The organism is Kitasatospora sp. NPDC088861 (assembly GCF_044750105.1).
In the GTDB taxonomy this organism is placed as follows: domain Bacteria; phylum Actinomycetota; class Actinomycetes; order Streptomycetales; family Streptomycetaceae; genus Kitasatospora.
In genome coordinates, this window is sequence record NZ_JBIVJF010000007.1 from 1 (window position 1) to 26,420 (window position 26,420).

22 protein-coding genes and 1 rRNA gene are annotated in these 26,420 nt (G+C 73.5%); 9 read left to right on the forward strand and 14 right to left on the reverse strand.

Annotated elements, in window-relative coordinates; genetic code table 11:
* Nucleotides 1-87 (forward strand): 5S ribosomal RNA (gene rrf, locus ACIP37_RS14950); the annotation flags it as partial.
* 75 nt (nt 88-162) lie between these two features.
* Here the strand turns inward: rrf and ACIP37_RS14955 are convergent.
* Nucleotides 163-615 (reverse strand): GNAT family N-acetyltransferase, encoded by a 453-nt coding sequence (locus tag ACIP37_RS14955; protein WP_363588566.1) that lies wholly within the window; start codon nt 613-615, stop codon nt 163-165.
* Between the two features lie 91 nt (nt 616-706).
* The gene (locus ACIP37_RS14960) at nt 707-1,498 is read right to left on the reverse strand and encodes a VOC family protein (RefSeq protein WP_363588568.1); all 792 of its coding nucleotides are present in this window, start codon (nt 1,496-1,498) and stop codon (nt 707-709) included.
* A gap of 221 nt (nt 1,499-1,719) precedes the next feature.
* On the opposite strand from ACIP37_RS14960, the gene ACIP37_RS14965 reads away from it, so the two are divergent.
* The 3 genes from ACIP37_RS14965 (at nt 1,720) to ACIP37_RS14975 (ending at nt 6,725) form a co-directional block, all read left to right on the forward strand.
* Nucleotides 1,720-3,954 carry an ATP-dependent RecD-like DNA helicase gene (locus tag ACIP37_RS14965; protein ID WP_363588570.1) on the forward strand — a complete coding sequence of 745 codons (2,235 nt, stop codon included), beginning with the start codon at nt 1,720-1,722 and terminating at the stop codon, nt 3,952-3,954.
* Between the two features lie 225 nt (nt 3,955-4,179).
* Nucleotides 4,180-5,469 carry a citrate synthase gene (locus tag ACIP37_RS14970; RefSeq protein WP_363632513.1) on the forward strand — a complete coding sequence of 430 codons (1,290 nt, stop codon included), beginning with the start codon at nt 4,180-4,182 and terminating at the stop codon, nt 5,467-5,469.
* A 536-nt stretch (nt 5,470-6,005) separates the two neighbouring features.
* Entirely contained in the window at nt 6,006-6,725 is a 720-nt protein-coding gene (locus ACIP37_RS14975) for an SDR family NAD(P)-dependent oxidoreductase (RefSeq protein ID WP_063349393.1), read from the forward strand.
* Between the two features lie 71 nt (nt 6,726-6,796).
* Here ACIP37_RS14975 and ACIP37_RS14980 read toward each other — a convergent pair whose 3' ends face one another.
* The 3 genes from ACIP37_RS14980 to ACIP37_RS14990 all read right to left on the reverse strand — a co-directional run bounded on the left by ACIP37_RS14980 (nt 6,797) and on the right by ACIP37_RS14990 (nt 10,497).
* Entirely contained in the window at nt 6,797-9,013 is a 2,217-nt protein-coding gene (locus tag ACIP37_RS14980; RefSeq protein ID WP_400812216.1) for a heavy metal translocating P-type ATPase, read from the reverse strand.
* Nucleotides 9,014-9,190: 177 nt separating this feature from the next.
* On the reverse strand, nt 9,191-9,520 hold the full coding sequence (locus ACIP37_RS14985; RefSeq protein WP_363588576.1) for a heavy-metal-associated domain-containing protein: 330 nt from the start codon (nt 9,518-9,520) through the stop codon (nt 9,191-9,193).
* Between the two features lie 38 nt (nt 9,521-9,558).
* A complete protein-coding gene (locus ACIP37_RS14990) occupies nt 9,559-10,497 on the reverse strand; it encodes a PrsW family glutamic-type intramembrane protease (protein WP_363588578.1) in 939 nt (312 codons plus the stop codon).
* A 160-nt stretch (nt 10,498-10,657) separates the two neighbouring features.
* Between ACIP37_RS14990 and ACIP37_RS14995 the strand changes: the two genes are divergently transcribed.
* Nucleotides 10,658-11,830, forward strand: coding sequence for a PP2C family protein-serine/threonine phosphatase (locus tag ACIP37_RS14995; protein ID WP_363588580.1), 1,173 nt, complete (start codon nt 10,658-10,660; stop codon nt 11,828-11,830).
* Between the two features lie 84 nt (nt 11,831-11,914).
* Here ACIP37_RS14995 and dhaL read toward each other — a convergent pair whose 3' ends face one another.
* Together dhaL and dhaK are read right to left on the reverse strand one after the other, a co-directional pair.
* On the reverse strand, nt 11,915-12,565 hold the full coding sequence (dhaL, locus tag ACIP37_RS15000; RefSeq protein ID WP_363588582.1) for a dihydroxyacetone kinase subunit DhaL: 651 nt from the start codon (nt 12,563-12,565) through the stop codon (nt 11,915-11,917).
* Nucleotides 12,566-12,578: 13 nt separating this feature from the next.
* A complete protein-coding gene (gene dhaK, locus ACIP37_RS15005; RefSeq protein WP_363588584.1) occupies nt 12,579-13,574 on the reverse strand; it encodes a dihydroxyacetone kinase subunit DhaK in 996 nt (331 codons plus the stop codon).
* Between the two features lie 157 nt (nt 13,575-13,731).
* Here dhaK and dhaM point away from each other — a divergent pair, with 157 nt between their 5' ends.
* Nucleotides 13,732-14,124 (forward strand): dihydroxyacetone kinase phosphoryl donor subunit DhaM, encoded by a 393-nt coding sequence (dhaM, locus tag ACIP37_RS15010; protein WP_363588586.1) that lies wholly within the window; start codon nt 13,732-13,734, stop codon nt 14,122-14,124.
* A 124-nt stretch (nt 14,125-14,248) separates the two neighbouring features.
* Here the strand turns inward: dhaM and ACIP37_RS15015 are convergent, their stop codons facing one another.
* Entirely contained in the window at nt 14,249-15,976 is a 1,728-nt protein-coding gene (locus ACIP37_RS15015; RefSeq protein WP_363588588.1) for a bifunctional 3'-5' exonuclease/DNA polymerase, read from the reverse strand.
* A 155-nt stretch (nt 15,977-16,131) separates the two neighbouring features.
* Here ACIP37_RS15015 and ACIP37_RS15020 point away from each other — a divergent pair, with 155 nt between their 5' ends.
* Nucleotides 16,132-18,156, forward strand: coding sequence for a M3 family metallopeptidase (locus ACIP37_RS15020; protein ID WP_400843969.1), 2,025 nt, complete (start codon nt 16,132-16,134; stop codon nt 18,154-18,156).
* A 27-nt stretch (nt 18,157-18,183) separates the two neighbouring features.
* Here the strand turns inward: ACIP37_RS15020 and ACIP37_RS15025 are convergent, their stop codons facing one another.
* Together ACIP37_RS15025 and ACIP37_RS15030 are read right to left on the reverse strand one after the other, a co-directional pair.
* A complete protein-coding gene (locus ACIP37_RS15025; RefSeq protein ID WP_400812199.1) occupies nt 18,184-19,632 on the reverse strand; it encodes a cellulase family glycosylhydrolase in 1,449 nt (482 codons plus the stop codon).
* 85 nt (nt 19,633-19,717) lie between these two features.
* Nucleotides 19,718-20,350 carry a TetR family transcriptional regulator gene (locus tag ACIP37_RS15030; RefSeq protein ID WP_400843972.1) on the reverse strand — a complete coding sequence of 211 codons (633 nt, stop codon included), beginning with the start codon at nt 20,348-20,350 and terminating at the stop codon, nt 19,718-19,720.
* 127 nt (nt 20,351-20,477) lie between these two features.
* Between ACIP37_RS15030 and ACIP37_RS15035 the strand changes: the two genes are divergently transcribed.
* Nucleotides 20,478-21,704, forward strand: a complete 1,227-nt coding sequence (locus ACIP37_RS15035) for an acyl-CoA dehydrogenase family protein (RefSeq protein ID WP_363588595.1) — start codon at nt 20,478-20,480, stop codon at nt 21,702-21,704.
* A 69-nt stretch (nt 21,705-21,773) separates the two neighbouring features.
* Here ACIP37_RS15035 and ACIP37_RS15040 read toward each other — a convergent pair whose 3' ends face one another.
* From ACIP37_RS15040 to ACIP37_RS15050, 3 genes are all read right to left on the reverse strand, one after another.
* The gene (locus tag ACIP37_RS15040) at nt 21,774-22,376 is read right to left on the reverse strand and encodes a hypothetical protein (protein WP_063349403.1); all 603 of its coding nucleotides are present in this window, start codon (nt 22,374-22,376) and stop codon (nt 21,774-21,776) included.
* A 218-nt stretch (nt 22,377-22,594) separates the two neighbouring features.
* Nucleotides 22,595-23,404 (reverse strand): enoyl-CoA hydratase/isomerase family protein, encoded by an 810-nt coding sequence (locus ACIP37_RS15045; protein WP_400812201.1) that lies wholly within the window; start codon nt 23,402-23,404, stop codon nt 22,595-22,597.
* Nucleotides 23,405-23,439: 35 nt separating this feature from the next.
* On the reverse strand, nt 23,440-24,129 hold the full coding sequence (locus ACIP37_RS15050; protein WP_400812203.1) for a TetR/AcrR family transcriptional regulator: 690 nt from the start codon (nt 24,127-24,129) through the stop codon (nt 23,440-23,442).
* Between the two features lie 151 nt (nt 24,130-24,280).
* Here ACIP37_RS15050 and ACIP37_RS15055 point away from each other — a divergent pair, with 151 nt between their 5' ends.
* Nucleotides 24,281-25,765, forward strand: coding sequence for an MFS transporter (locus ACIP37_RS15055; protein WP_400812205.1), 1,485 nt, complete (start codon nt 24,281-24,283; stop codon nt 25,763-25,765).
* A 103-nt stretch (nt 25,766-25,868) separates the two neighbouring features.
* Here ACIP37_RS15055 and ACIP37_RS15060 read toward each other — a convergent pair whose 3' ends face one another.
* A complete protein-coding gene (locus ACIP37_RS15060; protein WP_400812206.1) occupies nt 25,869-26,417 on the reverse strand; it encodes a GNAT family N-acetyltransferase in 549 nt (182 codons plus the stop codon).
* Between the last annotated feature and the right edge of the window lie 3 nt (nt 26,418-26,420).

Sequence of the window (26,420 nt, forward strand, 5' to 3'; positions counted from 1 at the left end):
GGTTACATTCCGAACCCGGAAGCTAAGCCTTACAGCGCCGATGGTACTGCAGGGGGGACCCTGTGGGAGAGTAGGACGCCGCCGAACAATCATTCCGAAAAGACCCCCTCCCGTCCGGGAGGGGGTCTTTTTGCGTTTCCGCGGCTTTGGAACTTCAAGGCCTCAGAGCTGGAGCTTGAATCCGACGTGCGACGGGACGAAGCCGAGCTTCTCGTAGAAGCGGTGGGCGTCGGTGCGGGTCGCGTCGGAGGTGAGCTGGACGAGGTCGGCGCCGAGTTCGCGGGAACGCTCGATCGCCCACTGGATCAGTTCGGTGCCGAGGCCGCTGCCCCGCTCGTCGGCGTGGATGCGGACGGCCTCGATGACGGTCCGGGTGGAGCCCTTCCGGGAGATGCCGGGGATCACGGTCAGCTGCAGGGTGCCGACGGTCCGGCCGGCGCGCTCGGCGGCGACCAGGTGCTGGTGCGGGTCGCCGTCGACGCGGGCGAAGGCGGCACGGTACGGGGTGAGGTCGTCAGGGCTCTCGCGGGTGGCACCCAGGGCGTCGTCGGCGAGCATGGCCACTAGCGCCGGCAGGTCCTCTGCGGTGGCCCGGCGGATCGTCAGGTCAGTCATGATCAGAGGATAGGCGCGCCCTGTTTCCCCGCACCTCCGCCGCCACTGCCCGTAGAGCCCCCTCAGGCCCCTTCTCGGGGGTGATTTGCCGTCACTCCCCGGGCTTGGCACTGGTGATGACGGCGAAGACGGCGCCGTGCGGGTCGTGGAACTGGGCGAGGCGGCCCACGCCGTGGACGTCCATGGCGGGGATCCGCACGGTGGCCCCGAGCTTGTCGGCGATGGCGAGGCTGGCGTCCACGTTGGGAACCTCGAAGTAGGGGAGCCAGTGCGAGGTGGTGCCGCGGGCGGTCTGTTCGGGGCCGAGCTGCATGATGCCGCCGTGGGCGTCGTCGCTGCCGGCGCCGGCGGGGGTGAGGACGGTGTAGGAGGTGCCTTCGAGCGGCACGTCCTGTTCCTGCCAGCTGAAGACGGTCCGGTAGAAGGTCTTGGCGCGTTCGGCGTCGACGCTGTAGCACTCGGCCCAGCAGAGGCTGCCCTCCTCGTTGACGACCTCCAGGCCGTGGGTGTCGTGCGGCTGCCAGACGGCGAACTCGGCGCCGGTCGGGTCGGTGTAGCCGGCCATCCGGCCCGCGGTGAAGACGTCGAAGGGGGTGAACCGGACGTGCCCGCCGGCCTGTTCGACGAGTTCGGTGGTGCGGTCGGCGTCGAGGGTGGCGAAGTACAGCGTCCAGGCGGGCAGGGAGCCCTCCTCGGCGAGCGGCCCGAGGGCGGCGACCGTCCGGCCGTCGAGCTGGAAGAAGCCGTACCCGCCGGCTTCGGGGCCGGCCGGGTCGAAGGTCCAGCCGAACAGGGCGGTGTAGAAGTCGACGGAAGCCCGGGTGTCGGGACTGCCCAGGTCGAGCCAGTCGGGGGAGCCGGGGCGGAAGGAGGTGTTGAGCATGGGCACTGCTCCTCGGACGGGGCCCGTACGGGCGCGATCGTGCCCCCCTGCCCGTCCCAGCCTGGCACCTCGGCGGGGGCGCTGCACGGCGGGGCGCTGCTCGGCAGGGGCCCGGAGGCGGTCCCGCCGCGGGGGTGGTCCGGCGCGGGTGCGGGCTTGTCGTGGCCGGGCGGTACGGTGCGTAACGAAAGGTCCACCCGTACCGGTCGAAGGGGGTTCCGGTGGCCAGGCAGGCGCAGTCGGGGCAGGAGGCGCCGCGCCAGCTCGCGCAGGTCGAGGGCGTGCTGGAGCGGATCACGTACGCCAACGAGGACACCGGTTACACGGTGGCCCGGGTGGACACCGGTCGGGGCGGGAACGACCTGCTGACGGTGGTGGGCGCGCTGCTGGGAGCCCAGGTGGGGGAGTCGCTGCGGCTGCACGGGCGGTGGGGCTCGCATCCGCAGTACGGGCGGCAGTTCACGGTGGAGAACTACACGACGGTGCTGCCGGCGACGGTGCAGGGCATCCAGCGGTACCTGGGTTCGGGGCTGATCAAGGGGATCGGGCCGCGGTTCGCCGAGCGGATCGTGGAGCGCTTCGGGGTGGACACCCTGGAGGTGATCGAGAACGAGCCGGGCCGGCTGATCGAGGTGCCGGGGCTGGGGCCGAAGCGGACGAAGAAGATCGCGGCGGCCTGGGAGGAGCAGAAGGCCATCAAGGAGGTGATGGTCTTCCTCCAGGGGGTCGGGGTGTCGACCTCGCTCGCGGTGCGGATCTACAAGCAGTACGGCGACGCCTCGATCGGAGTGGTGAGGAACGAGCCGTACCGGCTGGCGTCGGACGTGTGGGGGATCGGCTTCCTGACGGCGGACCGGATCGCCCAGGCGGTGGGGATCCCGCACGACAGCCCGGAGCGGGTGAAGGCGGGGTTGCAGTACGCGCTGTCGCAGAGCAGCGACCAGGGGCACTGCTACCTGCCGGAGGAGCGGCTGATCGCGGACGGCGTGAAGCTGCTGCAGGTGGACGTGGGCCTGGTGATCGACTGCCTGGCGGAGCTGGTCGCGGCGGAGGGGGTGGTGCGGGAGTCGGTGCCGGGGGAGGCGGGCGAGGCGATCACCGCGGTGTACCTGGTGCCGTTCCACCGGGCGGAGATCTCGCTGGCCAACCAGCTGCTGCGGTTGCTGCGTTCGGATTCCGACCGGATGCCGTGGTTCGGCGGGGTGGACTGGCCGGTGGCGCTGGAGTGGCTGGCGAAGCGCACCGGGGCCGATCTCGCGCCGGAGCAGGAGCAAGCGGTGCGGCTGGCGCTGACCGAGCGGGTCGCGGTGCTGACGGGTGGTCCGGGCTGCGGCAAGTCGTTCACGGTGAAGTCGATCGTGACGCTGGCGCTGGCCAAGCGGGCGAAGGTGGTGCTGGCGGCGCCGACCGGGCGGGCGGCGAAGCGGCTGGCGGAGCTGACCGGGGCGGAGGCCTCGACGGTGCACCGGCTGCTGGAGCTGAAACCGGGCGGGGACGCCGCGTACGACCGGGACCGGCCGCTGGACGCCGATCTGGTGGTGGTGGACGAGGCCTCGATGCTGGATCTGATCCTGGCGAACAAGCTGGTCAAGGCGGTGCCGCCGGGGGCGCACCTGTTGTTCGTGGGGGACGTGGACCAGCTGCCGTCGGTGGGCGCCGGCGAGGTGTTGCGGGACCTGCTGGCGGAGGGCGGCCCGATCCCGTCGGTGCGGCTGACCAGGATCTTCCGGCAGGCCCAGCAGTCGGGGGTGGTGACGAACGCGCACCGGATCAACGAGGGGAGGCCGCCGCTGACGGACGGTCTGCCGGACTTCTTCCTGTTCGCGGAGGACGACGCGGAGCTGGCGGCCGGCCTGACGGTGGACGTGGTGGCGCGGCGGATCCCGCAGCGGTTCGGCTTCGACCCGCGCCGGGACGTCCAGGTGCTGGCGCCGATGCACCGGGGTCCGGCCGGGGCGGGGAACCTGAACACGCTGCTCCAGGGGGCGGTGACGCCGGCCCGGGAGGGGCTGGCGGAGCGGCGGTTCGGCGGGCGCACGTTCCGGGTGGGGGACAAGGTCACGCAGGTGCGCAACAACTACGACAAGGGGCGCAACGGGGTCTTCAACGGCACAGTGGGAGTGGTGACCGCCCTCAGCGTGGACGACCAGCGGTTGACGGTGCTCACCGACGAGGACGAGGAGGTGCCGTACGACTTCGACGAACTGGACGAGCTGGCCCACGCGTACGCGGTCACGATCCACCGCTCGCAGGGCAGCGAGTACCCGGTCGTGGTGATTCCGGTCACCATGTCCGCTTGGATGATGCTCCAGCGAAACCTGCTCTACACCGCTGTGACCAGGGCCAGGAAACTGGTGGTACTGGTGGGGTCACGGAAGGCGATCGCCCAGGCCGTGCGAACCGTCAGTGCAGGTCGACGGCATGCGGCGCTCGATCATCGACTGGCAACTGGATGATTATCCAACAGGATGGTTGCCTCTAATGTTCTCTTGACGTGAAGAGATTTACGGCAGAGCCTAGGGTGGTGCCGATCTTGTCCGGTTCGTACCGGCTGCGGCAGCAGGTTTTGTAGGGGCGGGCCCTTTCGGGCCACCCCGGGTGCGCGGCTGTCCTCCAGATGGGGGATGGTAGAGACAGTCAGGGCACCTTGGAAGAGGATTCATTTCGTCGGTGAGGAAGACGTGAGCGACAACTCGGTAGTACTGCGGTACCAGGACGGCGAGTACGAGTACCCCGTCGTCGAGAGCACTGCGGGCAACGCCGGCTTCGACATCTCGAAGCTGCTCCCGCAGACCGGCCTGGTCACCCTGGACAACGGCTTCGGTAACACCGCCGCGTACAAGTCCGCGATCACCTTCGTGGACGGTGACAACGGCATCCTGCGGTACCGCGGCTACCCGATCGAGCAGCTCGCAGGGCAGGGCGGCTTCATCGAGACCGCGTACCTCCTGATCAACGGTGAGCTGCCCAACGCGGTCCAGCTGGCCGAGTTCAACCGCGAGATCACCCAGCACACCCTGCTGCACGAGGACGTCAAGCGCTTCTTCCAGGGCTTCCCGCGGGACGCCCACCCGATGGCCATGCTGTCCTCGGTGGTCGGCGCGCTCTCCACGTTCTACCCGGAGAGCCACAACCCGTTCGACGCCGGCCAGCGCCACCTGTCGACCGTCCGCCTGCTCGCCAAGCTGCCGACGATCGCCGCCTACGCGTACAAGAAGGCGATGGGCCAGCCCTTCGTCTACCCGCGCAACGACCTGAGCTACGTCGAGAACCTCCTGCGGATGACCTTCGCCGTCCCCGCCGAGGACTACGAGCTCAACCCGGTGATCGTCAACGCCCTGGACAAGCTGCTCATCCTGCACGCGGACCACGAGCAGAACTGCTCGACCTCCACCGTGCGCCTGGTCGGCTCCAGCCACGCCAACCTGTTCGCCTCGATCTCGGCGGGCATCTCGGCGCTCTGGGGCCCGCTGCACGGCGGCGCCAACCAGGCCGTGCTGGAGATGCTGGAGAGCATCCAGAAGGACGGCGGCGACGTCGACGCGTTCATCACGAAGGTGAAGAACAAGGAAGCCGGCGTCAAGCTGATGGGCTTCGGCCACCGCGTCTACAAGGCCTTCGACCCGCGCGCCGCGCAGGTCAAGCTGCTCGCGCACGAGGTCCTCGGCCAGCTCGGCAAGAACGACGAGCTGCTGAACATCGCGCTCAAGCTGGAGGAGCACGCCCTCAAGGACGACTTCTTCATCTCGCGCAAGCTCTACCCGAACGTGGACTTCTACACCGGCCTGATCTACCGCGCCATGGGCTTCCCGACCAGCATGTTCACCGTGCTGTTCGCCCTCGGCCGGCTGCCGGGCTGGATCGCCCACTGGCACGAGATGATCAACGACCCGACCAGCCGGATCGGCCGTCCGCGCCAGATCTACACCGGCGTCGAGATCCGCGACTACGTCGCCCTCGGCGACCGCTGACGCTGCACCCGGAAGGGCCCGGCCGCCATCTGGCGGCCGGGCCCTTCCGCGTCCCCGTGCGGTGGGCCCGGGTGGGCGCCCGCGCGGGGACGGAACCGTACGGCGCACGACTCCGGGGCCGGGCCGAAGCCGGGGACGGCCGCTCAAAGCGTCCCTGACCCGCCGCAACCCCGGCGTCGTGCGCGAAGGCCGTCAAGGTCGACGACCGTCCCGGGGCCCGCCGGAGCCCCGTCGGCGGCAGTCGGTGGAAGCGCGGGGACGCATTGCCGTTCGTCGCGTCTCCGCCCATCGGAAAACTGCCGCACTACCAACCTAAGACGTATCAGGGTGCGAGAAGTTACGCCCGGGGGGTGTGAGCTGCCTCTCGCCACGCTCCGTGTGCACGTCGTGCCGAGCCCATATCACACGTTCCCGCGCGCGCGACGTCACCCTCCCCGCAGTCACGGCAACCGAGCGTGATAGGAATCGTGGCATTCCGGTACGGACCGTCCCGCACCCTCGCAGCGTGGCGGCGGAGCTGGGGAGGGAGTGCGCAGATGGCCAGGAACGTCGTTGTCACCGGCGGTGGCACGGGAATCGGGTACGAAGTCGCGCGGCGGTTCGCCGAGGCGGGCGAACGGGTCGTGATCGTGGGCCGCCGCCGCGCGGTCCTGGAGAAGGCCGCGGCGGACCTCGGGCCGAACGTCACCCCGCTGGTGTGCGATCTCGCCGACCCCGATGCCGTCGAGGCCGCGCTCGCCGAACTGCCCGAGCGGATCGACGTCCTGGTCAACAACGCCGGCAGCCGGGAGACCGTGATCGGTGCCGGGCCGCACGCCCTGCTGGCGCGCTGGCGCGGTGACTTCGAGCGCAACGTGCTGACCGTGGTGCTGCTCACCGAGTCGATCCGGGACCGGCTCACCCCCGGCGCCGGCCGGGTGGTCACCATCAGCTCGATCGCCGCCCTGCGCGGGGCCGGCTCGTTCGGCGCGGCGAAGGCCTCGCTGCACGCCTGGAACCACTTCCTGGCCGCCCAGTTGGGCACATCCGGGATCACCGCCAACATCGTCGCGCCCGGGACGGTGGCCGGCACCGAGTTCTTCGGCCCCCGGCTGGACGAGGCCGAGGTCTCCCGCCGGGCGGCCCGCACCCTGCTGGGCCGGATCGGGGAGACCGGTGAGGTCGCGGCCGCGGTCTACTTCCTGGCCTCGCCCGAGGCCGGGTTCATCACCGGCGAGATCCTGCACTGCAACGGCGGCGAGCTGCTCGGGCGCTGACGCGTCGGCGCGTTGGCGCTGGGAAGGGCCCGGACCGGGCGGTCCGGGCCCTTCCGCGTCGCGTGGGCGGGTCAGGCGGGCTGGAAGCGGCGCAGGCGCAGGCTGTTGGTGACCACGAAGACCGAGGAGAAGGCCATCGCGGCACCGGCGATCATCGGGTTGAGCAGCCCGGCGGCGGCCAGCGGGATCGCTGCCACGTTGTAGCCGAAGGCCCAGCACAGGTTGCCCTTGATGGTGCCGAGCGTGCGGCGGGAGAGCCGGATGGCGTCGGCCGCCGAGCGCAGGTCGCCGCGGACCAGGGTGAGGTCGCCGGCCTCGATCGCGGCGTCGGTGCCGGTGCCCATCGCCAGGCCCAGGTCGGCCTGGGCGAGGGCGGCCGCGTCGTTGACGCCGTCGCCGACCATCGCCACGACCCTGCCTTCGGCCTGGAGCCGCTTGACGGTGGCGACCTTGTCCTCGGGCAGCACCTCGGCGACCACGTCCGCCGGGGCGATGCCGACCTCGGCCGCGACGGCCTCGGCGACCGCCCGGTTGTCGCCGGTCAGCAGCACCGGACGCAGGCCCAGCGCGCGCAGCCGGGCGATCGCCTCGGCGCTGGTCGGCCTGACCGCGTCCGCGACCTCCAGGACGGCCCGGGCCTCGCCGTCCCAGCCCACCGCGATCGCGGTCCGCCCGGCCGCCTCGGCCGCGGCCTTGGCGCGGGCCAGGACGGGCGGCAGGTGCTGGGCCCGGTCGGCGAGCAGGGCCTCGCGCCCGGCCACCACCGCCCGGCCCTCGACGACGCCCTGCACGCCCCTTCCGGGGAGGTTGCGGAAGTCCTCGACCGGCGGCAGCGCGCCGGTCCGCTCCGCGGCGGCGGTGGCGATCGCGGCGGCGATCGGGTGCTCGGAGGCGTGCTCCAGGGCGCCGGCCAGGCGCAGCGCCTCGGTCTCGCCGACGCCCTCGGCGGTGTGCACGGCGAGCAGGGTCATCCGGCCGGTGGTGACGGTGCCGGTCTTGTCCAGGACGACGGTGTCGACCTTGCGGGTGGTCTCCAGTACTTCGGGGCCCTTGATCAGGATGCCCAGCTGGGCGCCGCGGCCGGTGCCGACCATGAGCGCGGTCGGGGTGGCCAGGCCCAGGGCGCACGGGCAGGCGATGATCAGCACGGCCACGGCGGCGGTGAACGCCTCGGTGGGGCTGTCGGAGGCCAGGAGCCAGCCGACCAGGGTGGCGAGCGCGAGCAGGATGACGACCGGGACGAAGACGGCGGAGATCCGGTCGGCGAGGCGCTGGGCGGCGGCCTTGCCGTTCTGGGCCTCTTCGACCAGTCGGGCCATCCGGGACAGCTGGGTGTCCGCGCCGATCCGGGTGGCCTCGACGACCAGCCGGCCGCCGGCGTTGACGGTGGCGCCGGTGACCTGGTCGCCGACGCCGACCTCGACCGGTACGGATTCGCCGGTGAGCATCGAGGCGTCCACCGCCGATCCGCCCTCGACCACCGTGCCGTCGGTGGCGATCTTCTCGCCCGGCCGGACCACGAACCGGTCGCCCACGGCCAGGCCGCCGACCGGGATCCGGACCTCGGCCCCGCCGCGCAGCACGGTGACGTCCTTGGCGCCGAGGTCGAGCAGGGCGTGCAGGGCGGCCCCGGCCCGGCGCTTGGAGCGGGCCTCCAGGTGGCGGCCGAGCAGGATCAGCACGGTGACGGCGGCGGCCGTCTCCAGGTAGAGGGTGGACGAGGCGTCGGTGTCGCCGATCGCCAGTGAGAAGTCGTGGTGCATGCCGGGCAGGCCCGCGTGGCCCCAGAACAGTGCCCAGAAGGACCAGCCGAAGGCGGCCAGGGTGCCGAGCGAGACCAGGGTGTCCATGGTCGCGGCGCCGTGCTTGAGGTTGGTCCAGGCGGCGCGGTGGAACGGCAGGCCGCCGTAGACCACGACCGGGCCGGTGAGGGCGAAGGCGAGCCACTGCCAGTTGGCGAACTGGAGGGCCGGGATCATCGACAGCATGACCACCGGGACGCTGAGGACGGCGCTGATCAGCAGTCGGTCGTACAGCGGGTCGGCGGTGTCGGTACCGGCACCGCTACTGACGTCGGCGTCGGCGCCGGTCGGGAGGGCGGGGGCCGGGGGCGGCGGGAGCTCGGCGGTGTAGCCGGTGCGCTCGACGGTGGCGATCAGGTCCTCGACCGTCACCCCGGGGCCGTAGTCGACCCGGGCCTTCTCGGTGGCGAGGTTGACGGTGGCTTCGACGCCGTCCATCCGGTTGAGCTTCTTCTCGATCCGGGTCGCGCAGGAGGCGCAGGTCATGCCGCCGATCGACAGCTCGACCCGGTCCCGGACCCCGGGGGTGCCCTGGACGCCGGGGGCGGTGGTGACCAGTTCGCTTCGCTCGCTCATGCGGATCGGCTCCTCGGCAGCTCCTCGGTGGGGGTGTACGGCGGGGTCCGCTGCCCGGGCCCCGCCGTACCGGGTGTGCAGGGAGGCCTAGGCGCTGCGGCCGACCAGTTCGTAGCCGGCCTCGTCGACGGCGCTGCGGACCTGGTCGTCGTCCAGCGGGGCGAGGGAGGAGACCGTCACGGTGCCGGCCTTGGAGTCGGCGGCGACCTCGGTGACGCCGGTGAGGGCGGAGAGCTCCTCGCTGATCGCCTTCTCGCAGTGGCCGCAGCTCATGCCGGTCACGGTGTAGGTGGTGGTGCTGGACATCCGGGCCTCCGGGAGGTGTGGCGCCCCGGGCGTCGGCCCGGGCTCTACTCTGACAACACCATACCCCTCAGGGGTATTTCCGGGAGGGGCGGGTGAAGTGGCGCGCGTCACGGACGCGTGCGCCGGTCGAGCGTATGCGCCGGACCGCCTCAGGCCGGGGAGGCCGGGAGCTGAGCCGGGATCGGCGCGCGCTCGCGCCGGATCAGCAGCCGCAGCCAGAGCAGCCCGCCCAAGGAGACCACGAGCAGTCCGGCCGTGTCGTAGAGGGTGTACAGGTGCACCTGCTCGCTGGTGGGATCGGGCATGTGGCCGAGCTCGAACAGCGCGCGCTGCCAGGAGCTCGCGGTGGTCTTGGCGACCAGCCAGACGGCGATGCCGCTCGTGCTGTCCCAGAGCGCGTGCAGCACCGATACGCCCAGGTAGGTGACGACGACCGGGGTGGTGAAGCGGAACCGCCCGCCGCGGCGCTCGCTGAACAGCACCCCGCCGATGATCGCCGTCCACAGGATGTGGCCGACCGGCGCGAGCACCCCGCGCAGGATCTCCGTCTCGACCAGGTCCTCGAGCGAGAGTCCCTGGATGCTCAGCACGGCGTTGAACGCGTACCCGGCGCTCTCGAACGCGGCGAACCCCGCGCCGACGGTGGCGCCGAGCACCAGCCCGTGCCGCAGCCCGCTGACCCGCAGCCGGCGGCTCACCATGACCAGGGCGGCCAGCTTGGCCGCCTCCTCGATCAGGCCGACGGTGACGTACATCCAGGCCGAGGGCGAGACCAGGTAGCTCTCCAGCACCGAGGCGCCCAGGACGCCGATGATGCCGCCGATGCCGAAGCAGGCGAAGAGCCGGTCCGGGCCGAGGTCGCCGGCGTAGCGCTCGTAGGCCCAGATCACCAGGGTGGCCGGGACCAGGAAGCTGCCGAGCAGCACGATCGTCGGGACGAGGTTGCTGTTCCCGGTGAGGAACGTGACGACGACGGTGGCGCCCCAGAGCAGCAGGCCGACGGCGAAGACCTTCAGCCAGTGGTCGGACGTGGCCGTCGTGCGGGCCGGGGCGTCGGAGATGCGGGGGGTGTTGCGGTAGCCGGACACCGGACGGGGCCTCCTCGGGGTAGCCGCTTTGGTCGAACTGTATGACAAATGGGGCATTTGGGGGCGATCGGGGCGCTCGTGCGGCGGGTCGGCGGACGCGGTGGACGGAAACGCGGTAGGCGGGCGGGTGGGCGCCGCGAACGTCCCTTATGTTCGGTATGTGTTCCCGACCCGCCGTGCCCAGTCCCCCTCGGCCCCCAGCGCCGCCGGGCTGCCGCCGGACCGGCGGCGCGGCGCCCTGCTGGCCGCCGACCTCCAGGACGTGCCGTTCTGGCGGCGCGCCAGCCCGGCGCTGCTCGCCGTGCTCCTGGTCGCACTCGCTGACCTCCTCTCCGGCAAGGACCGCTACCTGGCACCGCTGATGACCGTCGTCCCGGCCGCCGCCGCGCTCACCCTCAGACCGGGCGAACTGCTCGCCGTCTGCGCGCTCGGTCTGCTCGCGGTCTTCGGGCTCAGCCACTACGACCAGGTCGACAACATCAACGACGCACGCTTCCTTTACGGTGCGATGGTCAGCTACGCCGTGCTGACGGTCTTCTCCGCCTGGGTCGCCAAGATCCGGATGCGGCGCGCGGCGGCCTTCGCGGCCGTCAGCTCCGTCGCCGAGGCCGCCCAGCGGGCCCTGCTGCGGCTGCCCGGGCCGGCCGTCGGGCCGCTGCGGCTGGCCGTCCGGTACGTGTCGGCGGCCGACGCCTCACGGATCGGCGGGGACCTGTACTCGGTGCTGGAGACTCCGCACGGCACCCGGGTCGCGGTCGGGGACGTCCGGGGCAAGGGGCTCTCCGCCGTGCAGACCGCGGCCGTGGTGCTGGGCGCGTTCCGGGAGGCCGCGTACGACGAGGCCGGGCTGCGGGGCGTCGCGGCGCGGATCGAGGCCAGCGTCGAGCGGCACGTCCCGGACGGGGAGTTCACCACCGCGCTGTTCGCGGAGTTCCGCACGCCCGGGGTGATGGAACTGCTGCAGTACGGGCACGTTCCGCCGATCCGGGTCGACGGCGACGGGCGGGCGCACGTGCTGGACGCCCCCGACCCCTGGGTGCCGCTCGGCCTCGGACGGCTGGCGACCGGCGAACCGGCCAGCTGGGACCAGCCGTTCGGGGCGGAGGACGTCCTGGTGCTCTGCACGGACGGGGTGGTCGAGGCGCGGCACCGCAAGAGCGGGGAGTTCTACCCGCTGGCGGAGCGGGTCGGGCCGCTGGTGCGGGGCGCCACACGGTCGGAAGGGGATCTGGAGGCGGCGGTGGGGCGGGTGTACGCGGACCTGCTCGCGCACACGGGCGGGGAACTGCGGGACGACGCCCTGCTGCTGCTGATCACCAGGACGGACGGCTGACGGCCAGGCGGCTGAGGGCCGGACGGCTGAGGGCCAGAGACCCTCTCTCCTCGCGCGGGCGCCCGCGCGAGGAGAGAGGGTCTCTCAGGATGCGGTGACGTCGGCGAGGGCGCGGAAGAGCAGGGCGGTGGAGGTGGCGCCCGGGTCCTGGTGGCCGATGCTGCGCTCGCCGAGGTAGGAGGCGCGGCCCTTGCGGGCCTGGAGGGGAACGGTGTCGCGGGCGCCCTGGTCGGCGGCGTCGGCGGCCGCCGACGCCGCCTCGGGGAGGGCGGCCCCGGCGCCGGCCGCGGCGCGGAAGGCGGCGACTGCCGGGGTGTAGGCGTCGACGATGGTCTTGTCCCCGGGCACGGCCTTGCCGAGGGCGCGGACGGCGTCCAGGCCGGCCGCCAGTGCCTCGGCGACGGCGGCCGGGCCGACGGGGTCGGCGGAGCCGGGCGGGGCGGGATCGGGCAGGGCGGCGCCGATGGCGCGGAAGGCCTTGCCGTAGAGCGGGCCGGAGGCGCCGCCGACCTTGGAGATCAGCGTGCTGCCCACCTTGGTGAGCACGGCGCCCGGGCCGGCCGGCTGGAGGCCGTCGAGGGCTGCCAGGGCGGCGGAGAAGCCGCGCCGGAGGTTGCTGCCGTGGTCGCCGTCGCCGATCGCCGAGTCCAGCTCGGTGAGCCGGTCCTGCTCCTTCTCGACGGCCGCGGCGATCGCGCGGACCCAGGCCTCGGCGAGGGGGGTGTCGAATTCCATGACGTCTCCCGGCTCAGGCCCGCTTGAGGGCGGGGGTGTCGACGGGCGCGTCCCACAGCTCCAGCAGCTGCGGGTCGACCTTGGTGAGGGTGAGCGAGAAGCCCGCCATGTCCAGGCTGGTGACGTAGTTGCCGACCAGGCTGCGGGCCACCGTGATGCCGCGCTCGGCGAGCCGGGCGGCGACCTCGCCGTAGGCGATGTACAGCTCCAGCAGGGGGGTCGCGCCGAGGCCGTTGAGCAGGGCGATCACCTCGTCACCCGGGGCCAGGTGGTGGTCGGCGAGGACGGTGTCGACCACCTCGGCGGCCAGCGCGCGGGCCGGGCGCAGCTTCTCGCGGCGGCGGCCGGGCTCGCCGTGGATGCCGACGCCGACCTCGATCTCGTCCTCGGGCAGGTCGAAGCCGGGCTTGCCGGCGGCCGGGGTGGTGGCCGCGGTGAGTGCGATGGCGAAGGAGCGGGAGGCGGCGTTGACCCGCTCGCCCAGGGCGGCCACCTCGTCGAGCGGGGCGCCGCGTTCGGCCAGCGCTCCGGTGGCCTTCTCGACCAGGACGGTCGCCCCGGTGCCGCGGCGGCCGGCCGTCCAGGTGGAGTCCTCGACCGCGACGTCGTCATCGATCAGGACGGTGCGGACCGCGAGGCCCTCCTCGGCGGCGAGTTCGGCGGCGAGCTCGAAGTTCATCACGTCGCCGGTGTAGTTCTTCACGATGAAGACGACGCCGGCGCCGCTCTCCACGGCCTTGGCGGCGGCCAGCATCTGGTCCGGTACCGGGGAGGTGAAGACCTCGCCGGGACAGGCGGCGTCCAGCATGCCGGGGCCGACGAAGCCGCCGTGCAGCGGCTCGTGGCCGGAGCCGCCGCCGGAGATCACCGCGACCTTGGGCCCGGCCGGGCGGGTGGCCCGGGTGATCACCCGGTTGGGGATGTCCACCGTCAGCTCGGGGTGGGCGGCGGCCACTCCGGCCAACGCGTCCTCCAGGACACTCTCCGGGGTGTTGATCAGCTTCTTCAACGCTCTTCGCTCCCTTGTGCGGGTCGTCGGCCGTGGACGCTGCTGCCCCGACGCTACGCCAGACGGGGGCGGCGGGCACGGGGTGCGACACGCGGGATTCGAGTCACTCTCCCGGAGTAGCGGCGTCGGCCGCGGGGTCGGTCGTAGGGTCGGTCGCATGAGCGAACACGTGGGAATCGTCCTGGTCTCGCACAGCGCCCGACTGGCCGCCGGGCTGCGCGAGCTGCTCGCCGAACTCGCCTCGGGCGGCGTGCGGGTGGTGTGCGCGGCGGGGACGGAGGACGGCGGGCTCGGCACCAGCTACGACCTGATCGCGCGGGCCGTCGCCGAGGCGGACGGCGGGGCGGGCGTGGTCGTGCTGCCGGATCTCGGCAGCTCGGTGCTCACCGCCGTCACGGTGCTGGAGGACGAGCCGCGTCCGGGCGTGCGGCTGGTGGACGCGCCGTTCGTGGAGGGCGCGGTGGCGGCCGCCGTCACCGCCTCGACCGGGGCGGCGCTGGCGGAGGTGGTCGCGGCGGCCGAGGAGGCCCGCTCGTTCCGGAAGCTGTGAGGCCGCAGCTGTGAGGCCGTTGTGGTGAAGCCGTTGTGGTGAGGCGGTCGTGGCGAGGCCGTCATGGTGTGGCCGCGGTCGTGAAGGCCACAGCGGTGATGCCGCGGCCGTGACGCCGGGGCGGCTACTTGGCGTCGGCGTAGCAGTCCACCACCGCCGTGGTGAGCGGGAAGCGGACCGGGGTGTCGCCGAACACCAGGCGGCGGGCCTCGTCGGCCGCCTCGGCGACCGCGGCGGCCACCTCGTCGGCGAGGTTGGCCGGGGTGTGCACGATCACCTCGTCGTGCTGGAAGAACACCAGGTGCGGGCGCTCCGCCGGGCCGGCCACCGGAAGCTCGCCCAGCCGGCGGCGCAGGGCGGCGAGCAGGGCGAGCGCCCAGTCGGCGGCGCTGGCCTGGATGACGAAGTTGCGGGTGAAGCGGCCGCGGGCGCGGGCCTGCCGGCCGCCGGCCTCGCCGGCCGTGTCGGGGGACTCGGTGAGGTCGAGGAACTCGGCGGAGGCGGGCGGGCAGACCCGGCCCAGCCGGGAGGCGACCACCCCGCCGTCCTCGCCGGTGCGGGCGGCGGCCTCGACGTAGCCCATCGCGGCGGGGTAGCGGTGGCGCAGGGTGTTCAGCAGCGGGCCGATGTCGCCGCTGGTCTGCCCGTACATGGCGCCGAGCAGGCCGAGCTTGGCCTTGTCGCGGTCGCCCTGGAAGGCGTTGGCGGCCAGCGCCTCGTACAGGTCGCCGCCGGCGGCGGTGCGGGCCAGCCCGGCGTCCTGGGAGAGGGCGGCGAGCACCCGGGGCTCCAGTTGGGCGGCGTCGGCGACGACCAGCAGCCAGCCCGGGTCGGCGACGACGGCGCGGCGCAGGATGCGCGGGATCTGCAGCGCGCCGCCGCCGCGGCTGGCCCAGCGCCCGGAGACCACGCCGCCGACCACGTACTCGGGCCGGAACCGGCCGCCGCGGGCCCAGGCGTCCTGCCAGGCCCAGCCGTGCGCGGCGTGGATGCGGGACAGCTCCTTGTAGCGGATCAGCAGCGCGGCGGCCGGGTGGGTGACGCCCTTGAGCTCCCAGGAGCGGGTGGAGCCGAGCTGGATGCCGTTCTCGGCGAAGGCGCGCAGCACCTGGGTGTGCGAGTCGGGGTTGAACGGGCGCCCGCCGAGGGCCTGTTGGAGTTCGGCGGCGAGGTCGGCGAGCAGTCTCGGCTGGGCGCCGGGGACGGTCGGGCGGGGGCCGAGGAGTTCGGTGAGCAGCTGGTCGTGGACGTCGGCGCGCCAGGGCAGCCCGTCGTGCGCCATCTCGGCGGCGACCAGCGCGCCGGCGGACTCGGCGGCGACCAGCAGCCGGAACCGGTGCCGGGCGGCCGGGTCGGCGATCGCGGCGATCCGGCGCTGCTGCTCGGCGTGGACGGCGACGACGGCGGTCAGCGGGTCCGCGCGGGGCGGCAGTTGCAGCCGGTCGGGCGCGAACAGGGTGTCCTGCCCGTCGTCGGCCTCGGCGGAGCCGGGCTCGGGCAGGTCGTCCGGGACGGGCAGGCCGCGCAGCCGGGACCAGGCGGCGCCGAGCGAGCGCGGCGCGCCGAACCGGCCCTCGTGCGCCAGCAGCAGGGCCTCGACCAGGCGCAGGTCGTGGCAGCGGGCGAGCCGGTCGGGCAGCCGGGGCAGCAGCGGCGCGTAGGCGCTGTCGGTGGCGGCCCACACCCAGCGGGGCCCCGGCACATCGCTTCCGGCGGCCTCCCGGGCGGCGACGGCGGCGGCGAGGTCGGGGACCTTCTCGGGCGGGCCGAGCGGGGTGCCGGCGTCGTCGAGCGGCTGGAGCCGGCCGCCGGGGCCGTGCGGGTCGGGGGCGAGGGCCGTCCTGGGTGCCACGGGGGCGTCTCCTCTCCGGCGCGCTGTTCTGGCGTGCGGGTACGGGCACGGGTGTGCGGTCGTTCGGGTGTCCGGGCTCGACGTTAACGGGTGGGTACGACAACGGGGGCGGGGGCGCATAGGCAGGGTGGGTGACACCGCGTAGGGTCGGCGAAATGACCGAGAACCCGTTCTTCAAGCCCAGCCCCCTGGTCTACGAACTGCCGCCCTTCGCCGAGATCCGGCCGGAGCACTTCCTGCCCGCGTACGAGCGCGGGATGGCGGAGCAGCTGGCCGAGATCGCGGCGATCACCGCGGATCCGCGGCCGCCGACGCCGGACAACACCCTGGTCGCCCTGGAGCGTTCCGGGGAGCTGCTGCGCCGGGTGGACGCGGTGTTCCGCAACCAGTCGGCCTCGGACACCAGCGAGCTGGTCGACGAGGTGGAGACCGAGGTGAGCCCGCTGCTGGCCGCGCACCACGACGCGATCCACCTGGACCGCGCCCTGTTCGCGCGGATCGAGGAGCTGTACGGGCGCCGCGCCGAGCTGGGTCTGGACCCGGAGTCGCTGCGGCTGCTGGAGACCCGGCACACCCGTTTCGTCCGCTCCGGCGCCCGGCTGGGCGAGGCCGAGCAGGCCCGGCTGCGCGAGCTGAACGCCGAACTCGCCGCGCTCGGCACGACGTTCCAGCAGAACGTCAACGCCGCCACCAAGGCCGCCGCGCTGGTCGTGGACGCGGCCGAGGAACTGGACGGGCTGTCCGCGGACGAGGTCGCCGCCGCTGCGGAGAACGCCCGGGTGCTCGGGTACGAGGGCCGGTTCGCGCTGTCCCTGAAGAGCATCTCCGGCCAGCCCGAACTGGCCCGGCTGACCGACCGGTCGGTGCGCGAGCGGCTGCTGGCGGCCTCGCTCGACCGGGGCCTGGCGGCCAACGGCCCGCTGGCGATCCGGATGGCCGGGCTGCGCGCCGAGCGGGCCGCGCTGCTGGGGCACCCGAGCCACGCCGCGTACGTGGTGGAGGACGAGACCGCGGGCACGGTGGAGGCGGTGTCCGGGCTGCTGGCCCGGCTGGTGGGTCCGGCGGTGGCCAATGCCCGCCGGGAGGCCGCCGAGCTGGCCAAGCTGGCGGCGGCGGACGGGATCGAGGAGATCGCCGCGCACGACTGGGCGTACTACTCGGAGAAGGTCCGGCAGAGCTCCTACCAGGTGGACGCGGCGGTGCTGCGCCCGTACTTCGAGCTGGAGCGGGTGCTCCGGGACGGCGTGTTCTTCGCGGCGGGGCTGGCGTACGGGCTGACCTTCACCGAGCGGCCGGACCTGACGGCCCACCACCCGGACGCGCGGGTCTTCGAGGTGTTCGAGGAGGACGGCGGTTCGCTGGGCCTGTTCATCGGCGACTTCCACGCCCGGGCGTCCAAGCGCGGCGGTGCCTGGATGGACGAGCTGGTGAGCCAGTCGGGGCTGACCGGTCGGCGGCCGGTGGTGCTCAACAACCTGAACATCGCCCGCCCGGCGCCGGGCGAGCCGGTGCTGCTGGCCTGGGACGAGGTGCGCACGCTCTTCCACGAGTTCGGGCACGCGCTGCACGGGCTGTTCTCGGACGTGCGGTACCCGCTGTTCGCGGGCACCTCGGTGCCCCGGGACTTCGTCGAGTTCCCCTCGCAGGTCAACGAGATGTGGATGGTCCGGCCGGAGGTGCTGGCCAACTATGCGCGCCACCACGTGACCGGGGAGCCGCTGCCGGCCGATCTGGTCGAGCGGATGGTGGCGGCCGAGGGCTTCGGGGAGGGCTTCCGGACGGTGGAGTACCTCGCGGCGACGCTGCTGGACTGGGCCTGGCACACCGTGCCGCAGGGCCGGGAGATCGCGGACGCCGAGGAGTTCGAGGCACGGGCGCTGGCGGAGGCCGGGATCGCGGTGCCGGCGATCCCGCCGCGCTACCGGACGGCGTACTTCCAGCACGTCTTCGCCAGCGGCTACAGCGCCGGGTACTACGCGTACATCTGGTCGGAGGTGCTGGACGCCGACACCGTGCAGTGGTTCGAGGGCAACGGGCGCGCGGTGCGGGAGAGCGGCGAGCTGTTCCGGCGCGAGCTGCTGGCGCGCGGCTACGGCCGGGACCCGCTGGAGTCCTTCCGCGCGGTGGTCGGCCGGGCGCCGGAGACCGGTCCGCTGCTGGCGCGGCGGGGCCTGCTCTAGGCGCCTCCCGGGCGGCCCCGGCGGCGGTCAGCGCGGTGTGACCGTGACCGTCACCGGGGTGCCCGGGCGGGCGTGCGGGAGGCGGATCCGGACGGTGCCGGCCTGCCCGCCGGCCGGCTGCTCGACGTCGACGCGGTCGGCGGCGGGGGTGACGGTGACCTCGGCGCCGTGCGGGAACGCCGCCGGGGGCAGGACGAGTTCGCTGCCGTGCCGGGTGCCGTCGGCGCTCCAGCGGACGGTGGCGGCGTCGGTGCGCACGTCCGTCCCGGCGACGGCCGCCGGGTACGGGCCGAAGGCGGGCTCGTCGCCGGGGGCGGGGCGCCCGGCCGGGTCGAGCGCGCAGTAGCCGCCGGTGCCGCGGCACCAGTACCACATGGTCCAGCCCTCGGCGAAGCCGTCCATCGCGGCGACCTGCCGGCGGACCAGCAGGGTGTTGCCCGGCCTGCGGGAGTCGGGCGGGCCCCATTCGCCGACCAGGACGGGCAGGCGGTGGGCGGCGGGGTAGGCGGTGACGGCGGCGGTGTAGCGCTCGACGAAGCCGTCGGCCGGGTCCCAGTCGGCGCCGTTCTCGACCGCGGTGTCGTAGAAGTGCGGTGCGTAGCCGAGCCGGGGCGGGCCGGGGCGCGGGTCGTCGAAGCCGGGCAGCCGGGTGGGCACGCCCTGGCCGACCAGGACGGTGGGTTCGACGAGCAGCCAGGCGCGATGGTCGACCCGGCGCACGGCGGCGATCAGGCGGCGGTACATGTCGGCGAGCCGGCCCTGTTCGAGGGCGGCGGAGGCGGCGGCGAGCACGGCCGGGTCGCTCGGGTCGCCGTCCACCGGGCCGAACGGCTCGTTGAACAGGTCGTAGCCCAGCAGCGAGCGGTGGCCGCGCAGTTCGAGGGCGAGCCGGGTGTAGAAGTCGGCCTGCCAGGCGCGCAGGTCGGGGTCGTCGTAGAGGTGGCGGAAGGCGGCCTGGACGGCGGGCTGGAAGTAGCCGGCGAACCAGTCGTTCGGGTCGGGGGTGAACGGCAGGCCGTCGTCCCGGGTGGCCCAGGGCGGGATGCCGCGGTCGCCGCCGCCGAACGCCGGCCCGTAGACGTCCTGGTGCAGGTCGATCAGGGCGAGCAGGCCGTACCGGTCGGCCCAGCCGAGGAGTTGGCGCAGCCGGTGCAGTTCGGCCGGGTCGAGGCGGCCGCGGACGGGCTCCAGCCTGTTCCAGGAGACCGCCACCCGGATCAGGGTGAAGCCCTGCGCGGCCAGGGACTTGAGGTCGGCCTCGGTGGTCTCGGCGTACTTGTCGAGGTTGAAGCCGCGCAGTTGGAGGCGGCGGCCCTGGGCGTCGGTGAAGGCGGTGCGGCCGTCGGGGCCGGTGGCCGTCGCGGCGGGGAACCGCGCGGGCGGGCCGGTGTGCGCGGCGGCGGGGGTGGCGGGGGCCGCGGTGAGGGCCGTGGTGGCGGCGAGCAGCAGGGCGGCGGCGGTGCGGCGCAGGCGCATCGGGACCTCGTACGGCGCGGGGGTGGGGGCCCGATGATGCCCGCGGTGCCACGTGTCGCACAAGGGCCCTGCGCGGAAGGGGAGTTCAGTCGGCGTCCGGGGTCGGGGCCGGGGTCGGGGCCGGGGTGGCGGGGGTGGGCAGGTCCGCGGCGGCGGCCAGGCGGCCCCAGAGCAGGTCGGCGAGCGCCTGCACCATGCGGGTGCGTGAGCAGGGTCTGGTCTCCAGCCACCAGTCGCCGGCCGCCAGCACCATGCCGGTGATGCCCCGGCCCCAGGCCTCGGCGAGCAGCTCGCGGTCCGCGCCGAGGTCGACCTGGCTCTGCACGGCCCGGGTGATCTCCGCGGCGATCTGCCGCAGCGCGGGGGCGAGCGCGGTGCCGGCGCCGCTCGGGTCGCCCGGTTCGGGGTGGGTGAGCAGCCGGTAGACCTGCGGGCGGGCCTCGATCCCGGCCAGGTAGGTGTCCAGGACGTGTTCGACCCGGTCGCGGCGCTCCAGCGGTGCGGCGAGGGCGGCCCGGACGGTGGCCAGCAGGCCGCCGGTGTGGCGCTCGGTGAGGGCTGTGATCAGGCCGTTCCGGTCGCCGAAGTGGCGGTAGAGGATCGGTTTGGTGATGCCGGCCTCGGCGGCGATGGCGTTCATGCTGGCGGTCGGGCCGTCCCGCTGGATGACCCGGTCGGCGGCGTTGAGCAGCTGCTCGCGGCGGGGCTCTCGGGACATGTGCTGCTCCTCGGGGTCGGGGTCTGACCGGGCGTTGACACCAGTTACCAATCAGTAGCAGACTCCGACGATGTTACCCGAGGTAACCCCCCTGGTCGGCCGTACCCCTTCTTCGGAGGCAAGCACCATGAGCAGCACGTTCTCGCTGGACCCGGGCGCGGACCAGCTCGCCGTACGCGACTGGCTGCACGGCTTCGCCGCCGACGTCGTCCGCCCCGCCGCGGCCGAGTGGGACGAGCGCGAGGAGACCCCCTGGCCGATCATCCAGGAGGCCGCCAAGCTGGGCATCTACTCGCTGGACTTCTACGCCCAGCAGTACTTCGACCCCTCCGGCGTCGGCATCCCGATCGCCATGGAGGAGCTGTTCTGGGGCGACGCGGGCATCGGGCTGTCCATCGTCGGCACCACGCTGGCCGCCGTCGCGGTGCTCGCCAACGGCACCGACGAGCAGATCGGCACTTGGACCCCGCAGATGTTCGGCACCCCGGACGACCTCAAGGTGGCCGCGTTCTGCTCCTCCGAGCCCGACGCCGGCTCCGACGTCTCCGCGCTGCGCACCCGGGCGGTGTACGACGGGGCCAAGGACGAGTGGGTGCTCAACGGCACCAAGACCTGGGCCACCAACGGCGGGATCGCCGCCGTCCACGTCGTCGTCGCCACCGTCGACCCGGAGCTGGGGGCGAAGGGCCAGGCCTCCTTCGTCGTCCCGCCGGGCACCCCCGGACTGAGCCAGGGCCAGAAGTTCAAGAAGCACGGCATCCGCGCCTCGCACACCGCCGAGGTGGTGCTGGACGACGTCCGGGTGCCCGGCAGTTGCCTGCTCGGCGGCAAGGAGAAGCTGGACGAGCGGCTGGCCCGGGCCCGCGAGGGGGTCAAGCGCCCGGGGGGCAGGGGCAACGCGGCGATGGCCACCTTCGAGGCCTCCCGGCCGGCCGTCGGCGCGCAGGCGATCGGCATCGCCCGGGCCGCGTACGAGGTGGCGCTGGACTACGCGAGGACCCGCGAGCAGTTCGGCCGCCCGATCATCGACAACCAGGGCGTGGCCTTCCAGCTCGCCGACATGAAGACCCGGATCGACGCCTCCCGCCTGCTGGTGTGGCGGGCCTCCTGGATGGCGGCCAACAACCAGCCGTTCACCGCGGCCGAGGGCTCGATGTCCAAGCTGTACGCGGGCGAGACGGCCAAGTGGGTCACCGCGCAGGCGATGCAGATCCTCGGCGGCAACGGCTTCACCCGGGAGTACCCGGTGGAGCGGATGCACCGGGACAGCGCGATCTACTCGATCTTCGAGGGGACCAGCGAGATCCAGCGGCTGGTGATCGCGCGGGCGATCTCGGGGATGCCGATCCGCTGAGCCCGCTGGGTCCGTCGAGCCTGCTGAGCCCGCTGGGCTACCGGGCTGTCGGGCCGGCGGCCCGTCGGGCTACCGGGCCGCCCAGAAGGCGAGTCCGGCGGTGAGCGCGCCCACCGCCGCGCCGACGATGGTCTGCGCGGTGGTGTGGTCCCGCAGCACCACCCGGGACCAGCCGATCGCCGCGACCAGCGGGGCGAGCAGCAGCCACAGCGGGCCGAGCGCGATCCCGAGGCAGACCACCGCGCCGGCGGCGACGGCGGTGTGCACGGAGACCTTCCACCAGACGGTGATCACCAGGATCGGGACCAGCGAGGCGAACATCGCCAGCACCATCGCGGTCAGGTCGGCCGGGGCGTCCAGCCAGAGCATCACGGCGAAGCTGGTCGCGACCGAGCCCATGATGAACGGGATGACGGTCAGCCGGCGCTGCCGATGGCCGACGTGGCGGTCCTCCAGGGTGCCCTTGCGGATGCCGCGCTGGATGAACATGGTCGGGATGACGGCCGCGAACAGGGCCGCGAAGGCCGCCCAGCCGAGGCCCGTCCAGCCGTAGCGGATGACGCCCATCAGCGGGAGCATCGCGATGATGACGTTCTTCGGCTCGACGCCGTCGGTGACCCGGCGGGCCCAGATCGTCCGGCTGGTGGGGGCGGTCGTGGCCTCGGTGGTCATCGGGGTGTGTGCTCCGGGTGCGCAAAGGGGTCGGCGTGAAGGGGCGGTGCGAGGGATCGGCGTGACGGGTCGGCGTGACGGGGGCGTCAGGGCGGGGGTGTCGGGACGGCCCGGCACCGATCGGATGATCGTACGCGAGCCCGTCCTCGCGGCCGGTGCCCGGACCCGGGGCCCGGTCCCGGTCGGAGTCGACGTCCGGACCCGGCGCCCGGCCCCGGTCAGAACCGCGCCGGGCGGCCCTCCAGGAAAGCGGCCAGCCCCTCGGACACGTCCGAGGTCTCCCGGGAACGGCGCTCCCAGGGCGCCAGCGCCTGTGCCGCCCGCTCCGCCGGGACGGCCAGCGCGGCCTTCACCGCGCCGATGGTCTGGGCCGAGCGCCGGGTCAGCAGCCGGGCGAACTCCAGTGCCGCGGCGTCCAGTTCGGCACCCGGCAGGACGCGCTCCGCCAGGCCCAGCGGCAGCGCGTCGCGGCCCGTCACCAACTCGCCGGAGAACAGCAGGTACTTGGCGCGGGCCGGGCCGACCAGCCGGGCCAGCCGCACGGTCGGTACCGCCGGGTAGACCACGCCGAGCTTGGCCGGGGTGATCCCCAGCCGGGCGTCCTCGGCGACGAACCGCAGGTCGCACGCGACGGCCAGCTGGCAGCCGCCGCCCACGCAGGCGCCCTGCACCACGGCGACGGTCGGGTGCGGGAAGGCCGCCAGCGCCTCCTCGGCGGCGACGTTGACCGCGTGGTAGGCGTCCGCGCACTCCGGATCGCCGTACACCTCGGCGAGTTCGGCGATGTCCGCGCCCGCGCTGAAGGTGCCGCCGGCGCCGGTGACCAGCAGGGCGCGCACCCCCGGCTGCTCGGCGAGGCGCAGCAGCACCTTCGGCAGCGCCTGCCAGATCTCCAGGGTCACCGCGTTGCGCCGGTGCGGTCGGGCGAACTCCAGGACGGCGACGCCGTCCTCGCCGACGTACGCGTGCAGGCCCTCGGCGTGGGCTGGCAGGGCGGAGCGGTCCCGCGTGAGCAGCGGCTGGTCCATGCGCACCTCCGGGCGGTCGTGGTGCGCCCACTCTCTCAGGAGGCGACGGCGCAGTAGTCTCCGAGGCCGCCCTCGACCAGGGCGAAGGCGCGCGCGGCCCGGTCGAGGGCGGCGGGCAGGGCGGCCGTGGCGCGTTCGCCGGCCAGCATCCGGCGCTGGTTCTCGGTGGTCAGGGCCAGTCGGGCGGCGAGCAGTTGGGCGGCGGCGATCTGTGCGGTGAGCTCGTCGTGGGCCGGGTCCTGGGCGAGGAGTTCGGTGGTCAGCAGGCCCTGCGCGTGCCGGCCGAAGCCGGCGGTGGCGCGCATCGCCAGGGCCGGTGTGCGGTGGATCAGCCGGACCACGTCGAGCACGAGCGGTTCGTCGCTCAACCCGGTGGCCGGGTCGTGCTGCTCCAGCGCGGCGAGGTACTGCTCGCGCAGCGCCGCCACCGCCGAGGTGCCGGGGGCGCGTTCGCGGACCACCCGGGCCGGCTCGTCGAGGTGCTGCTCCATGGGGGCCATGACCAGGTCTTCCTTGGTGGGGAAGTAGTTGAAGACGGTCATCTTGGACACCTCGGCGGCGGCCGCGATCTCGGCCACCGAGACCTGGTCGAAGTCCCGCTCGGCGAACAGCCCGATGGCGGTGCGCCAGATCCGGATGCCGGTCTGGATCTTCTTGCGCTCGCGCAGCGGAAGGGCGTCGAGGTCGCGGTCGTCGTCGGGGCTGAAGCCGGTGTGCGTCGCCATGGTTCGACTGTACCAGGATCAAAGATCGACCAGGATAAAGATTGAGCCGAGCTTAAGAATTGACCAGGTATAAAAAAACTGCCATGGTGAGGACGTGCCGCCGGCCGCACCGGCCCGGCCCGAACTCCACCGACCCTGGGGGGACTTACCGATGGCACCCGCTGCCCTGATGACACCGGCCCAGCGCAACCTGGGCATGCTGCTCTGCCTGGTCACGATCGTGCTGGCCGTGCTCGACATGAACATCGTGTCCGCGGCCACCGTGCCGATCGTCCGGGAGCTCGACCCCGTCCACGGCATCGACCGACTGCCCTGGCTGATCAGCTCGTTCGCTCTCGCCGCGACCGCGCTGCTGCCGCTCTACGGCAAGCTCTGCGACCTGTACGGCGCCAAGCGCGTGCTGCTCGGCGCGGTCGGCACCTTCCTGGTCGGCTCGGCGCTCTGCGGGTTCGCGCAGTCGATGGGCCAGCTGATCGCCTTCCGGGCCGTCCAGGGCATCGGCGGCGGCGGGCTGATGAGCGTCACCATGGTGGTCATCGCCCACCTCAAGGACCCGGCCGAGCGCGGCAGCGGCAAGGGCGGCGCGATGGGCGGGGTCGTCGCGGGCATCGGCATGGCGGTCGGCCCGCTGATCGGGGCGCTGTTCACCGACCACCTCAGCTGGCGCTGGATCTTCTACATCAACCTGCCGCTCGGCCTGCTCGTCCTGGTCGGCACCGCCCTGGTGATCAAGCTGCCGCCGGCGGCCGGCCGCCGCAGCCTGGACTTCCTCGGTGCGGCCCTCGCCGCCGCCTTCGCGACCGGGCTGCTGCTGGTCACCGAGTGGGGCGGCAAGGACTACGCCTGGACCTCCCCGGTGATCCTCGGGCTCGTCGCCGCCACCCTGGCCGCGCTCGGCCTCTTCGTGTGGCGCCAGGCCACCGCCGCCGAGCCGGTGCTGCCGCTGTCGCTGTTCCGGATCAGCGTGGTGCGCCTCGGCTTCGCGATCCAGGGCCTGGTCGGGATGGGCATGACCGGCTCGATCGTCTACGTGATGCTCTACCTGCAGATCGCCCGCGGCATCGACCCCACCTCGGCCAGCCTCTACCTGATCCCGATGGCGGGCGGGATGACGGCGGTCGGCCTGCTGGCCGGCCGGCTCACCGCCCGCGGCCATGCGGAGCGCACCTTCCTGGTGGCCGGCGCGGGCTGTGCGGCGATCGCCCTGCTCCTGCTCGGCCTCAGCGGCCCGACCACCGGGCTCTGGGCGGTCTGCGGCGAACTCGTCCTGCTGGGCTTCGGGATGGGCCAGCTGATCGGCCAGCTGGTCGCGGTGGTGCAGGAGTCCGTCCCCCGGCACCAGCTCGGCGTCGCGACCACCGGGATCCGCTTCTTCCAGACCCTCGGCAGTGCGCTCGGCGCGGCGCTCTTCGGCACCGTGCTGGCCCGGGCCTTCGCGGACGGCGAGCCCGGCCTGCCGCTCGGCGCCGTCCGGACGCTCGGCGGCGCGGCCCGCGAGCACGCGCTGCGCAGCTTCACGGACGCGGTCGACGTGGTGTTCCTGTCGGCCGGCGGCCTGCTGGTGCTGGTCCTGCTGCTCGCGCTGCGGGTGCCCAGGACGGTGGCGGCGGCGGAGCCGCCGGTGCTGGCGGCCTGAGGGGCCTGAGCGGCCTGAGGGGCTGGGGCCCGGGGGCGACGGCCCGGGGAGCGGCGGGGTCCGGTGGGACACGGGGGTGTCCACCGGGCCCCGCCGCGTCCGGTCAGGCCCCGGGCGTCCACTCCGGGGCCAGGATCGACCAGATCTGCTTGTCGTGGCGGACCCCGTTGTGCGGGTACCACTCGCGCAGGGTGCCGTCCAGGGTCATGCCGACCCGCTCGGCGACGGCCCGGCTGCGGGCGTTGCCGGCGGAGCACCACCACTCGGCGCGGTGCAGGCCGCGGGTGGTGAAGGCGTAGTCGAGCAGCCGCCGGACGCCGGTGGTGATCAGTCCGCCGCCCTCGCCGGCGGGCTCGGTCCAGGCGCCGATCTCGCAGACGCCGCTCTGGGCGTTGAAGCTCACGAACATCACGCCGCCGACCAGCGTGCCGTCCCGCCAGATGCCGTAGATCCGGCCGCTGTCGGCGGCCTGCTGGTCGGCGTAGCGCTGGAGGGTGGCGCGGGCGGAGTCGAGGTCGGTGGAGCGGGTGGCCCAGGGGATCCACGGGTCGGTGTGGGCGCGGGCGCGGTCGATGTGGGCCAGGAACTCGGTCGCCTGCCACGGCTCCAGCGGGCGCAGTTCGGCGTTCTCGGCGAGCGGTACGGCAAACATGGG